11 protein-coding genes are annotated in these 13,727 nt (G+C 46.3%); 4 read left to right on the top strand and 7 right to left on the bottom strand.

Annotated elements, in window-relative coordinates:
* Positions 1-57 precede the first annotated feature (57 nt).
* Together OO778_RS21580 and OO778_RS21575 are read right to left on the bottom strand one after the other, a co-directional pair.
* The gene (locus tag OO778_RS21580; RefSeq protein ID WP_053808157.1) at positions 58-1,458 is read right to left on the bottom strand and encodes a tryptophanase; all 1,401 of its coding nucleotides are present in this window, start codon (positions 1,456-1,458) and stop codon (positions 58-60) included.
* A gap of 298 nt (positions 1,459-1,756) precedes the next feature.
* Positions 1,757-3,001 carry an NADH:ubiquinone reductase (Na(+)-transporting) subunit B gene (locus tag OO778_RS21575; protein ID WP_074189742.1) on the bottom strand — a complete coding sequence of 415 codons (1,245 nt, stop codon included), beginning with the start codon at positions 2,999-3,001 and terminating at the stop codon, positions 1,757-1,759.
* 162 nt (positions 3,002-3,163) lie between these two features.
* Here OO778_RS21575 and OO778_RS21570 point away from each other — a divergent pair, with 162 nt between their 5' ends.
* The 3 genes from OO778_RS21570 (at position 3,164) to OO778_RS21560 (ending at position 6,134) form a co-directional block, all read left to right on the top strand.
* A complete protein-coding gene (locus OO778_RS21570; protein ID WP_074189741.1) occupies positions 3,164-4,552 on the top strand; it encodes a cytochrome ubiquinol oxidase subunit I in 1,389 nt (462 codons plus the stop codon).
* A 10-nt stretch (positions 4,553-4,562) separates the two neighbouring features.
* Entirely contained in the window at positions 4,563-5,561 is a 999-nt protein-coding gene (gene cydB, locus OO778_RS21565) for a cytochrome d ubiquinol oxidase subunit II (RefSeq protein ID WP_046873882.1), read from the top strand.
* Between the two features lie 174 nt (positions 5,562-5,735).
* Positions 5,736-6,134, top strand: a complete 399-nt coding sequence (locus OO778_RS21560) for a hypothetical protein (protein WP_046873883.1) — start codon at positions 5,736-5,738, stop codon at positions 6,132-6,134.
* A 40-nt stretch (positions 6,135-6,174) separates the two neighbouring features.
* On the opposite strand, the gene OO778_RS21555 is transcribed toward OO778_RS21560, so the two are convergent.
* The 5 genes from OO778_RS21555 to OO778_RS21535 form a co-directional block, all read right to left on the bottom strand.
* Entirely contained in the window at positions 6,175-6,657 is a 483-nt protein-coding gene (locus OO778_RS21555; RefSeq protein ID WP_005393627.1) for a hypothetical protein, read from the bottom strand.
* Positions 6,654-6,971, bottom strand: coding sequence for a GrpB family protein (locus OO778_RS21550; protein ID WP_005393624.1), 318 nt, complete (start codon positions 6,969-6,971; stop codon positions 6,654-6,656). The genes OO778_RS21555 and OO778_RS21550 overlap by 4 nt, the downstream gene beginning before the upstream one ends.
* A 144-nt stretch (positions 6,972-7,115) precedes the next feature.
* Positions 7,116-8,348 carry an L-2-hydroxyglutarate oxidase gene (lhgO, locus tag OO778_RS21545; protein WP_050922992.1) on the bottom strand — a complete coding sequence of 411 codons (1,233 nt, stop codon included), beginning with the start codon at positions 8,346-8,348 and terminating at the stop codon, positions 7,116-7,118.
* 8 nt (positions 8,349-8,356) lie between these two features.
* Positions 8,357-10,480, bottom strand: coding sequence for a TRAP transporter permease (locus OO778_RS21540; RefSeq protein ID WP_258615522.1), 2,124 nt, complete (start codon positions 10,478-10,480; stop codon positions 8,357-8,359).
* A gap of 88 nt (positions 10,481-10,568) precedes the next feature.
* Positions 10,569-11,579 (bottom strand): TAXI family TRAP transporter solute-binding subunit, encoded by a 1,011-nt coding sequence (locus OO778_RS21535; protein ID WP_005374185.1) that lies wholly within the window; start codon positions 11,577-11,579, stop codon positions 10,569-10,571.
* An 836-nt stretch (positions 11,580-12,415) separates the two neighbouring features.
* On the opposite strand from OO778_RS21535, the gene brnQ reads away from it, so the two are divergent.
* Complete coding sequence (gene brnQ / locus OO778_RS21530; RefSeq protein WP_258615524.1) at positions 12,416-13,726, top strand: branched-chain amino acid transport system II carrier protein; 1,311 nt, start codon at positions 12,416-12,418, stop codon at positions 13,724-13,726.
* The last annotated feature ends 1 nt before the right edge of the window (position 13,727 follow it).

The raw sequence follows: 13,727 nt of genomic DNA, 5'->3' as shown, positions 1-13,727 counted from the left end.
AAATCGAAAAAGGCCGCGAAACTCGCGGCCTTTTGTTTTTCTATATTCAAACCTTAATTAATCGATTTCTTTAAACCGAGCAGTAAAGTGGCGCAGCACTGGTGGCTCGTACTCGAAAGTGAGCCCTTTTAACTCATGTGCACGATTTTTCAGTTCGATAATCGCATCCGCAATGTAATCCATATGATCGTTTGTATAGACACGACGTGGAATGGTCAAACGCATCAACTCAAGCTCTGACGCTTTTTGTTTACCCGTTTCCGGATCTCGACCAAGCAGCAACGATCCTATCTCTACTGCTCGAATACCCGCCTCCAAGTACAAAGCATTACACAATACCTGCGCAGGGAACTGATCCGCTGGAATGTGTGGCAAAATCTTAGCGGCATCCACAAACACCGCGTGACCTCCCGTTGGGTATTGAATCGGAATACCGCCTTCACGTAAGCGTTCACCTAAGTATTGAACTTGGCTAATTCGGTAGTGAAGAAAATCTTCATCTGCCGCTTCATACAAACCGCGAGCGAGCGCTTCCATATCACGCCCAGCCATGCCGCCGTATGTTACAAATCCTTCCATGGGTACGCAGCGCGTCTGCACCGCCTGGAACAACTCCTTATGGTCACGAATACAACACATGCCACCAATGTTTACCATCGGGTCTTTCTTAGCTGACATGGTGAGCATATCGCCGTATTGATACATCTCGCGAATGATTTCCAGAATCGATTTATCTTCGTACCCTTCTTCACGCTGCTTAATAAAGTAGGCGTTCTCACAGTAACGAGCCGAGTCAATCACCACCGGAATATCGTACTTGGTTGCGATTTCGTACACGCTGCGCATGTTTTCCATCGACACAGGCTGGCCACCGGAGCTATTACAAGTAATCGTGGTGATAATCGCACATATGTTATGTGAACCGTGCGCTTCAATTGTTGCCACCAGCTTATCGATATCAAAGTTGCCCTTCCAATCATAAGGCGTAGTGGTGTCGAATGCTTCTTCCGTTACCACGTTAATCGCTTTACCGCCATTGAGCTCGATGTGACCCGCGGTGGTATCAAAATGGTAGTTCGATATAAATACTGGCGTTTCACCACCACGAACCTGACGCATACGCTCAATCAAAGCTGGGAACAAAATTTGCTCGGCACCACGTCCTTGGTGCGCAGGCACGGTGAGCTTGTAACCAAAGAAGTGCTCTACTGCATCACACAGGTTGTAGTAATTTCGGCTACCCGCATAGGATTCATCCCCCATCATGATGCCAGCCCACTGATTATCGCTCATGGCACCAGTGCCAGAGTCAGTCAGCAAATCGATATAAACATCATCACTACGAAGAAGAAATGGGTTATAACCCGCTTCTTTTAACGCGACTTCACGGTCTGCCAAAGTGGTCATTTTGATTGGCTCAACCATTTTGATACGGAAAGGTTCTGGAATACGTTTCATTGTTAATTTCCTTATACGCATTGTCCTACGCGCTATCACGTAAGACTAAAAAACAAATAGATAAAATGCTTTTCAATGCAGTTTCATTGAGGAAATCAACGAGAAGAGATTTTACTAAGAAGAGACAAGCAGTAGTCTAGGTTGTACCAGAACGACAGCACCAAACGGCTATCGAGAATATCCTTTATTCTCATCGTCTTCGTCCTCCTGATAAAAATAAAAAGCCAGAAACCCCATGTTTCTGACCTTTTCAATATAGTGCAGTTTTCAATCAACTTTCAGTGAAGTCACCCTCATTTTAAGAAGGTCTCGCCCTTTTCATTCTGCGTTTGATATTACTTTCTTTGACTAAATAATCGAAAAGTGGCGCGAATAAGTTAGCAAATAGAATCGCTAACATGATGCCTTCTGGATACGCTGGGTTCAGCACTCGGATAAAAATCGTCATCACACCGATTAATAGTCCGTATGCCCATTTACCGCCATTGGTAAAAGCCGCCGAGACGGGATCTGTCGCCATAAAGAAGGTACCAAACGCGACCCCACCAATCACGAAGTGCCAGTAAAACGGCATGGAGAACATTGGGTTAGAGTCCGAACCGATCGCATTCAATAGTAATGAAGCCGCCACTAAACCAACCAACACGCCTGCAACGATTCGCCACGACGCAATCTTCATAAAGATAAGAACCAAGCCTGTTAGTGCAATCAATAACGTGGAGACTTCACCCATCGAGCCTGGCAAATTACCAACAAAAGCATCTCCCCATGAAATTGGCTGTCCCGTCATATTATTTATCAAGGCACTTTGCCCACCTTCATACCATTGGCTAAGTGGAGTAGCGCCAGAGTAACCATCAGCCGCGACCCACACGGCACCACCGGACATGTTGGCAGGATAGGCAAAGTATAAAAACGCGCGCCCTGCCAGAGCTGGGTTTAGGAAGTTTCGCCCCGTACCACCGAAAATCTCCTTCGCCACAACAATACCGAAAGTGATACCTAAAGCCGCTTGCCACAGTGGAATTGTCGGTGGAAGGATCAGCGCAAAGAGTATAGAGCTGACAAAAAAACCTTCATTTACCTCATGCTTTCGCACAATAGCAAACAGAACTTCCCAGAAACCACCAACGATAAACACCGTCGCATAAACCGGGAGAAAGTAAGTAGCACCAAGCCACATTTTACTTGCCCACCCCGCTTGTGAAACCGCATCTAACGAGCCCCATACCCAACTCAGTTGCCACGAAGAAGCCAGCGCTTGCTGAGCTGAGGCTTGATCCATTCCATACAACAAAGCATCGCTGGACTGCTGACCTATGTTGTACATACCCCAGAACATGGCAGGGAAGACCGCCAGCCACACCATGATCATAATACGTTTTAAATCGATGCTATCTCGAACGTGAGTCATGCCCTGATTAACCTTACCAGGCGTGTAAAAAATGGTTTCGACAGCTTCGAACAATGGATAGAACTTGTGATACTTCCCACCTGGGCCAAACTTAGGTGTCGCTTTCTCAAAGTAGTGTTTAAGGCTCATAACAACTCCTCCTTTACCTAAAAGATGGTACGCACTGCCGTAAAAAGCGATCGTTTTTTAATCTCTTAGCCTTCCTTCTTCGTATTCCATTTTGTTCGTCGCTCTTCCCTCATCTCTTCTAATTCGGCGAACTGTTAATTCGAAATTTAAAAGGGAATGCCCATGGACACACTCGCCATCGATTTAGCCAGATTCCAATTTGCCTTTACTGTCTCTTTCCACATCATTTTTCCAGCGTTTACGATTGGTTTGGCAAGTTACCTCGCCGTGTTAGAGGGCTTGTACTTAAAAACGGGCAACAAACAGTACATGCAGATCTATAAATACTGGCTCAAAATCTTCGCCATCAGTTTTGGTATGGGTGTGGTAAGTGGCATCGTGTTGAGCTATCAATTCGGGACCAACTGGAGCGTATTTGCCGACAAAACAGGCCCAATCTTAGGCCCGTTAATGGGTTATGAAGTTTTTACTGCGTTTTTCCTCGAAGCGGGGTTTTTAGGCGTGATGCTTTTCGGTATGGATAAGGTGGGTAAGAAGCTTCACTTCACCGCGACTTGTATTGTTGCATTCGGGACGTTTTTGTCTGCGTTTTGGATACTTTCGGTTAATAGTTGGATGCAAACACCAGCGGGCTACAGTATCAACGAAGCCGGACAGTTTATCCCAGAAGACTGGTGGGCGATTGTCTTCAACCCTTCCTTCCTTTACCGGCTCGTTCATATGTTGCTCGCCGCTTACCTTACTACTGCTTTTGTTGTAGCCGGCGTTGCCGCTTATCACTTGCTAAAATCAAACCATAACCCTCTAGCCAGAATTATGTTCTCGATGGCAATGTGGATGGCTGCCATCGTGACACCAATTCAAATCGTTGCTGGAGACATGCATGGATTAAACACCCTTGAACATCAACCCGCCAAAGTCGCCGCGATGGAAGGGCACTATGAGTCTCACCAAGGCGCGCCATTGATCCTCTTCGGTATCCCTAACGATGAAGAAAAACGTATGGAATACGCACTGGAAATCCCCAAACTCGGTAGTTTGATTTTAACTCATGACCTCAACGGTGAAGTGAAGGGATTAGATGCTTTTCCAGAGGAGGAACACCCTCCTGTCTCTATCGTTTTCTGGTCTTTCCGAGTAATGGTCGCGCTTGGTTTTGGCATGCTTGTTATTGGTTTGTGGAGCCTATGGCTAAGAAAACGTCGCAAACTTTTTGATTCAAGGGCACTTCAACGTATTTGTGTCCTGTTTGCCCCAGCGGGGTTCATTGCAGTTTTAGCAGGCTGGATAACTACCGAAGTCGGTCGACAGCCTTACACCGTATACGGTCTTTTAACCACAGCCAATTCGGCATCGCCTATTGATGCCGCCGCGGTGAGCGTCTCCCTGACGGCGTTCATCGTGGTTTACTTTGTGGTTTTTGGAGCTGGCTTCTTCTATCTCCTACGTTTGATGCGCAAGTCTCCAACTCGATATGAAGAAGGTCTAGATAGCCGACTTCCTGATGGCACGAAAACTGATGCCATCACACATTCTAACCATCTAACCTAGGAGCTAACTCATGGATTACGCATTAATTTGGTACGCTTTGATTGGGCTCGCCGTTCTGATTTATGTCGTGTTAGATGGCTTTGATCTCGGTATTGGTATCCTATTCCTCAGCGCTAATGACGATGAAGAGCGCGACATGATGATGAACAGCATCGCTCCTGTTTGGGATGGGAATGAAACTTGGCTAGTTCTTGGCGGTGGTGGGCTTTTTGCCGTGTTCCCCCTCGCCTACGCGGTCATTATGCCAGCACTCTATGCTCCTCTGATTTTAATGCTGCTCGGGTTAATTCTGCGCGGGGTTTCTTTTGAGTATCGCTTCCGAACACAACGCGGAAAGTTTTTATGGGATAGCGCTTTTTTCATTGGTTCACTCACCGCGGCATTGATGCAAGGCATTATGCTCGGAACCCTGCTCCAAGGTATAGAGGTTAGTGAACGAGCATACGCAGGTGGATGGTTTGATTGGCTTTCACCATTTAGCGTATTTTGTGGCCTGGCGCTTGTTTGTGCTTATATTCTGCTCGGTTCATGCTGGTTATTAATCAAGCTTCCAGAAGAGCTGATGGGGCGCTATTACGTGGTCGCGCGACGATGGGGACTAGCGATGGTAGCCTGTATATTCATCGCCAGTTTGTGGCTGCCATTGAGCCAAAATATCGTATTTGAACGTTGGTTCTCATTACCAAACTCGCTGCTGTTTTTCATTTTACCAATCATTGCAGCGGCATTCATTTGGCAGCTATTCAAAGCCTTACTCGACCACAAAGCTGTTCGTGCCTATGTACTTGCCATCGGCCTGTTTCTTGTTTCCGCGATGGGTTTCGGTGTCAGTACATTTCCTTACTTGGTTCCCTTCGCACTCACTTATCAAGACGTCGCCGCGCCAGATAAAAGTTTGGCATTTTTACTTGTCGGTGCGGTGGTATTACTTCCTCTGATCATAGCCTACACGGCTTATTCGTATTGGGTTTTCCGCGGTAAGATGAAACGTGGAGAGGGATATCACTAATGAAACTAAAACCCATTTTGTGGTTCATTGGTATTTGGCTGGCAAGCGTGGTCGCCTTGTTTATCATCAGTTCGTTGATACGAGCTGCGATATTGTAGGCCAAGAGTCTACTGCACCACATCTGAAGTCATTGAGGTCTATACTCAAGCAAGAGTAAAACAACGGAGTGTTTTTATGACCTTAAAGCAGATTCTGGCAACTTTGATTCCTTTGACAGGTCTACTGTTTTCACCAAATGCATTGTCCGTAGACAAGCAGATGTCATCCGCCATGAAAAGTAAAATGCGGTCTATTTGCTCCACAACAGACAAACAGGGCCATTGGCAAATTGCTGAAGCAACTCCTGACGCCAGACGCTCACTCAACATGGTGCTTTATCAAATGAATGCCGATGATAAATTGAAAGCAATTCATGAGGTGAGAACGAAAATGGTCGGCGGCACCCATTATGCATTTGAGTTCGAGTTGCAAGATGGCCAAGTCTGGAATGCGATTGTGTTGCACAGTGCCCGAGGCGATTACATGATCGAAAGACACGCCAAGAAAGGTGAGCTTTGCTCCAAAGAGCAATAAACACTGCAGCTCTACAGTCAAAACAGTAAAGGCGGCTGAGTCAGTCGCCTTTACTGTGGGTATGTTTAGGTATCGCTTCAAAAGCTTGGGAAAAGTAATAGCTTTTAACCTGAGGTCTAATCAAATCACAAGCTAACCCAAGGTCATCATGCTTTGTGAAAGGTAAATGTTCTGATAGAACCTCTTTTGACTTTTTATCAACCGTTTTAAAAGATTCAATAATTCTTAGAGGAACGTGAAACTGATGATCTCTCACGAGAAAGAAATAGTATTGGAGATGCTCGCCATATGTCGCAGCGTTATTAATCTCGCTACCAATTTTCACGGCTTCAACACGACTGCCTTCACAATCAAATTTAAACACATTGGTAATTTCTGCTTCCATAGAGCCTGGTACATAAACGATATAGCCAGCACTGAGCTCATGACCAATTAATACATAGCTCTCGTCGCGCTCATGCAGTTGATACGCAAAAGAATGAAATGCACTACAAAGTAAAATGAATCCAAGCCGTTTCTTCATTTTGTCTTCAACTCATTTATGACTTTACGTACGAAGTTTGCCTTAGCATCCGTATATTTTTCGATGGTAATTTCAGCTTGTTCCACCAAAGAAAGTTTTAGAGAAACATGAGGAAAGTGCGCAATACCTAGTACCATATCGATAATAGGTTTGGCAGGCATATCCAAAATGGCAGTACTGCCAATATGCTCGATTTGAGTTGACATCATCTCCGTCACTAACGCCAGTTCAGATCGGCTGCGTGCAAAATCCTGTCGCCATGCAGGATCATGCTTAACAACACCTACGTTGTAATTGGCTAAACCTAATTTCATCCATCCCTCTCCTAATAAACCCAAATATCATAAGAAGGAAATTATCCAATCACCAAAGTAAAAGCCAAACTTCCGGCACACCCGACACTAATTACTCAACAAATAGAGTCATCTCTGGTGTACTTTTGGTTTGGCTTTCTACTGTTAAACCGTCTCGGTTTTCGCCTCTATCTTCTCATTCACCTTATCGCAAATGTATTCCCCAATCGGCATTGCAGATGTCGCTGCGGGAGAGGGGGCGTTGCAAACATGCAAGCTTCTTGCGCTCTCGGCAAACAAGAAGTCATGAACCAAAGTGCCATCAGATAACACCGCTTGCGCACGAATACCCGCAGGATATGGTTTGAGATCTTCGACCTTGATGCTTGGGCAGTACTTATTGACCAGTTTGAGATAGCCCGGCTTCCACCACGAGTTCTTAAACTCATCCAGTCCGGTTTTTAGATGCTTTTGTGTCACTTTCCAGAAACCGGAGAATCTGAGCATTTGCATGGTATCTTGCAGGCTAAAGTTGACCTTATCGTACCCTTCTCGCTTCCAGCCTTGCACCGCATTTGGACCAACAGTCACACTGCCATCAATCATGCGAGTTAGGTGGACACCCAAAAAAGGCAAATCAGGATCTGGAATTGGGTAAATAAGATGATTCACCACTTGGTCGTGCTTACTATCCAAACGGTAGTATTCGCCGCGATAAGGGATGATTTGAAAATCGGTTGGAATGCCCATCATCTTAGTCATGCGATCCGCCATCAAGCCACTGCAAGTGACCAAGAACTTGGTATTAAGTTGCATGGTTTGACCGTCTGAAATGCAGGTCAATTGGACTTCTTCGTCCTTCTCTTCGGCAGCCACCACTTTAGTTCTCAGGCTAATTTGCCCGCCGAGCTTTTGGAACTCTTCCGCCATCTGCTCAGTGACCAAACGATAATCGACAATACTGGTGGTTTTGACATAAATCGCGCCCAAGCCAGTGATGTTTGGCTCAGCCAGCTTGAGTTGAACTTCATCGAGTAGCTTTACGTCGATGCCGTTGACATGACAGCGCTCATAGAGGGCATTCATGCGTTCGACTTCTTGCTCGTTGGTCGCAACCAGTAACTTGCCACAGTTCTCCACCGGAATATCGTGCTCAGCGCAGAACGAAATGGTTCGCTCTACCCCACGCTTACAAAAATCGGCTTTTAAGCTGCCCGGTGCGTAGTACACCCCGGCATGAATCACGCCGCTATTGTGTCCGGTTTGGTGCTTAGCAAAGCCGGACTCTTTCTCAACCAATAGAATGGATTTGTCTGGGTGACGTTGCTGCAGTTGCCATGCTGTCGACACACCAACGATACCGCCACCAACAATGATGTAGTCATAGACTGATTTCATACGACCTCTTATAAAACCGATAGTTGAGATTGTTGCAATTTGAACTTGCGACCACTGTAAATAAAAATCGCGACAAATACTGCGCAACTTGCTACACGAACCAACATTGGGATGTCGTGCCAAACAAGCAATGTACCCACCACTACCAACAAGAGACGCGTCAGAATGTTCAGAGGGCCTTCCAAGTAACCTTCAATCGCACCAATCAATGCATAGGTACCGATGATGGCAAAGAAACCTACAGTGATCACCGATGTCACATCCCAACTCACCAAACCTGTGTAAGCAATCAACAACGGAACAAGATATAAACCTTTGGCGATTTTCCACGCCATCAAACCGGTGCGCATTGGCGGTGTTTTAGCGATGGTTGCTGCTGCAAAAGCGGTCAAACACACTGGTGGTGTTACGTTGCTGTCTTGCGATAACCAGAAGATGATGAGGTGAGCAGCCAGCAATGCCAAACCTACCGCTTCCATACCCAAACTTTGCTCTAGTAGGGTTTCCATAAAGTCCGCAGGAACTAGCGCCACCATTTCTTTCGCGGTTTCCAACGCCATTGGTGCATTAAGCAGTTCCAGCTTTTCTGGCGCCGCCAACATAAAGATGGCTTTCGCTTGTTCAGGCAATTGACCCGACACCATCAATTCAAGCAATTGGTTTTCCGCAATCAACTTGTAAAGCGCAGGGGCAGACAGTGTGCCCAATACAATATACGCCGCTGTCACGGGTAAACCCATGCCCAAAACAAGAGAAGCGAGTGCAATCAGAACGATCATAATGAACAAGTCGCCATTCGCCCAACCGTCGATCATCAGTGAGAACGTGTTGCCGATGCCCGTGGTGCTGATCACGTTGATCACCAAACCAATACCCACCAGCAATACGGCAGTTGTCGCCATATTTTTCGCACCTTGCGATAGCGCTTCGATGATCGCTTTTGGTCCCATCTTATGATCTTTCGAGAACCAAGAAGCCACCACCACTGAGATGATCGACAAGCCCGCAGCGTAAGTCGGTGTAAAACCTTGAACCAACAACGTGACCAATACCGCCAGTGGGATAAGGTTGTGCCAACCGCTGATCAGCACTTTAAGTAATGATTCATCGCTGGTCGTGATTTTTTGAACGCCGCTGCGTTTGGCTTCAATACGCACAAAGAACGCCACAGACAAGAAATAGATAAGAGCAGGAATGAAAGACACCGCAATGATATCAACATACGGAATTTGCGTGTAAGACGCCATGATGAAAGCACCCGCGCCCATCACTGGTGGCATCAACTGACCACCTGTCGACGCCGCCGCTTCAACACCCGCCGCAAAGCGCGAAGGGAAACCTGCTTTTTGCATTAAAGGAATACTGATAACACCAGTTGAAACCGTATTTGCCACACTAGAGCCAGATACTGAGCCCATCAAACCGGAGCCAATCACCGCAATAAAACCGGGACCACCGATGATTTTGCCAGCCGCAGCACGTGCCACATTGATGATGTAATCACCAACACCAGAGCGCACAAGAAATGCACCAAACAGAATGAACATGAATACGAAAGTCCAACTGATGCGCGAAATAGAGCCAAACATACCCTCAGAAGAATAGAAACTGCGGTAGAGCAAGGTTTCCATGCTCAAACCCGGGAAGTGGAAAATACCTGTTGTCCACTTACCCCAAAGCACAACGTAACTCAGACACACCACAATCAGCACTGGAATAAACCAGCCCATGGTGCGTCGGATCAGCTCAATAACAATCAAAATTGCCATGATGGCGAAGACCCAATCGCTGGTCACGAACTTCACGCCACGTTCATACAGCGCGTCTTCGGCATAAGGAATGTAGAGCAAACATGCGACCGCCCCCATAGCAATTAACACATCGATGCCGAGTGCAACCTTACTCTGCTTGAGAGAGATATGAGCCGGATACCAAAGCGCACAAATCACCGCAAAGCCAGCAAAGTGGGTCGCGGAAATCCATAACTCTGGTAACGTCGATAAGGTATTAAACCAAATGTGCAAAGCAGACAACACCACGCCAAACACTGTAATTGTGGTGGTTACCCACGGAAAATCAGTGCGCGTGGGCAGCTCAAACTTCTGCAATTCCTTTTCTATTGAGTCGCTCATCTCATACTCCAAGCTCTGGCGGCTTTTTCCATCTTAGAAATCGGTAGGGATAAAATGCCCCGAGCCAAAACTCGGGGCCAAGTTAGCGTTATTTCGCCATTAGGTCTGATGGGATTTCGATGCCCATTTCTTTATAGTAACGCGCCGCGCCTGGGTGAAGAGGCACTGGTAAGCCAGCGATCGCTTTCTCAATCGCCATTGCTTTTGTTGCTTTGTGGATACCTTGTAAGAAAGGCAGGTTCTCGTAGATCGCTTTGGTTAGCTGGTAAACGTCTTCTTCCGAGATATCTTCACGAACAGCCAAGAAGTTCGGCTGTGCAATGGTAGTGATCGGCTTATCTAGACCAGGATACGTGTTCGCTGGGATCTCGTACTTCGTCCATAGGTTGTAGTTACCATTCGCCTCTTTGATTTGTTCGTCAGTAAACGAAAGAATCGAAATGTCTTTACCCAACGCAGCGAAAGCTTGAGTGACCGCACCTACAGGTACGCCTGCAGGCGTGTTCATGCCGTCAATGGTGCCGTTTTGAAGTGCGCTCGCGCTGCCACCGTAGCCCATGTAAGCAAGGTTGAATTTATCAGGGTCTACCTTCAGACCTTTCATGATTTGACGACCCGAGTTCTCAGTACCAGAGTTCTTCTTACCGATAGAGAATTTCTTACCGTCTAGATTGTTCAGATCAGTCACTGTGCCCGTTTTTGCTAGATCCGAGCGAACAATAAAGTGCTCAACGTTTTGCCACAGCATAGAGACTGAACGCAGTTGTTCTTGACGACCGCTCTTCTCATAAGGACCTTCACCAGACCAAGCCCATGCACCGTAAAGACCTTGCAGAATCGCGAACTGTGCTTCGTTTTCGTTCAGCAGTTTGACGTTTTCACCAGAGCCCGCAGAGCTGATTGCAGAAAGGGAGAAGTGGTGCTTTGGTGCCAATTTCACTTTGCTTAAAGTCGCCAACGCTACGCCCACAGGGTAGTAAGTACCACCTGTCGATGCCGTTGCAAGAATGTAGCTACGATCTTCTGCCGCAGCGTTAGCAGCAATACCAAAAGAAGTCACAGCGACAGCCAAAGCTTTTACCAGCTTATTCATTTTCATTATTACTCTCCGTGTAGTCGTTTCACGATTGGGGATTTACATCATGTTAAATCTTTATTAACAACACATTCCCTAGAGCAATTGAAATGCCAACTTTTAACCCTTTGTATTTATTGAACTAAGTGCTGAAAGATATCAAGAATGAGCAAAATCATGCTGATTTGATAGCAAAGTAATGAGCAAGATCTTGCTCATTGAAGAGAAGAAGGTTGCACGCCTAGATCGCAAAAGGTTAATAAAGTGTGATCAAGACAAAATAAATGCACTATTCACTAATAAGCAATATTTTGCCGATGCAATTTTGGATTGAACTGCAACTAATGAGCGTCTTAACAATAAGAAGAAAAAGCGCATCATTCTAAACTGATCACTTTATCAGCAGAGGTTTATAGCCTAAACGACTACAAATAGCACAAAAATACAGCAAAACAAGCCATGTTACAGAAATGAAAAGTCATTTATTCTGATTTTGAATTTAAAAAGCAGTTCGATCCACCAGTTAAGAAACAAACATTAACCGTATCAACTTATTTTCTACTTCGGGGTTGTGCCAATAGCCCTATGTTCGTTAGGGTAACAACACACCAAGGCAAACGTATTCCTTGGTATTTTTTCGTCATTAAGGATCATCCATGTCAGCAACTGCGCAATTACAATTCGCTTTAAAACGCCCATCTGGCGTTGCTGCTGCGATCCTCCTGCTCTCTCTGAAACTGATTCAGAGCTGACAGGCTATATCTTAACTTTCTGTCAGCTTGAGAAGAAGCTGACGGGAACACCACATACTCCTCCCATTCCTTTCAGTTTCTTCCAAGCGAAACATAAGAGGAATAACAATGTTAAGCGCACGCAATATCGCCGCTTTGGGCTTCATGACTTTCGCCATGTACTTAGGCGCGGGTAACCTGATCTTCCCTCCATTTTTGGGTTACCAAGCAGGTGAAAACTTTCTGAGCGGGATGTCTGGCTTCCTCTTGACGGGCGTAGGTCTGCCTGCGATGGCACTGGTGATGGTCGCTATCGTAAACGGTTCAGACAAATTAACCGCCGCCCTACCTAAATCTTTGGCGACCAGTTTTTGGGTGATGGTGTTTATCGTGATTGGCCCAGCGTTCGTAATCCCACGTGCGATTACTGTGGCTTACCAATTCAGCTTTGCGCCAATGTTTGGTGATGCCGCTTTGGTGCCTTTCACTATTGCCTTCTGTGCTATCACCATTCTATTTGCCCTATATCCGGGTAAGTTGGTCGACAACCTAGGCAAGATCTTAACGCCCGCATTGATGGCAATCTTGATCATCATGTCTGTAACTGCTTTGGTTTCTCCTGCAGGCGAGCTAACTGCCGCAACGGGACCATATGTATCTAGCGCATTTGCTGAAGGCTTAACCCAAGGCTACATGACCATGGATGCGCTAGGTTCTATCGGTTTTGGTTGGATCATCTTCCGCGCGATTCGCAGCATGGGTGTGGATTGTCCGAAAGCCACCGCAAAATACACGCTAATTGCAGCTTTGATGTACGCCGTTGCCATGGCATTTGTTTACATCTCATTGGCTTACATTGGCTCAACAAGCTCATACTTAGGCTCTGAATTCAGCAATGGTGGCGACATCTTAACGGCATTCACCTTCAGCCACTTCGGCGCATTTGGTTCACTATTACTTGGTGCCGTGATGGTATTGGCGTGTTTGACTACTGCTATCGGCGTAACCACCGCAGGCAGTGAGTTCTACGACAACACTTTCAGCAAAGTGAACTACAAAGGCTGCGTTATCACGACCATGGTGTTGGCAGGTTTGATCGCTAACGTAGGTCTAGAACAACTATTGGCTATCACATTACCAGCGGTTGTGGCGCTTCATCCAGTCGCGATTGCGTTGATGATCATGGCACCGGTGCGCAACAAGATGTCGCAAATCATGGTGGTTACGACCGCATTCACTGCTCTAATGTTTGGTTGTGTTGATGCGCTGCACATCCTAGGTTACATGCCAGATTCCACCGATGAGTGGATGGGTAATTACATGCCTCTGTACAATGACTTTGCTAGCTGGATTATACCTAGCGTATTTATGATGATTGTTGGTCTGCTATTTACGACGAAAACCAACAAAGCCGAACAATTCGAGCTGGTAAATGAATAGC

It is taken from the genome of Vibrio sp. STUT-A16 (assembly GCF_026000495.1).
Lineage (GTDB): Bacteria > Pseudomonadota > Gammaproteobacteria > Enterobacterales > Vibrionaceae > Vibrio > Vibrio diabolicus.
This window is presented reverse-complemented; position numbering and strand designations above follow the sequence as displayed.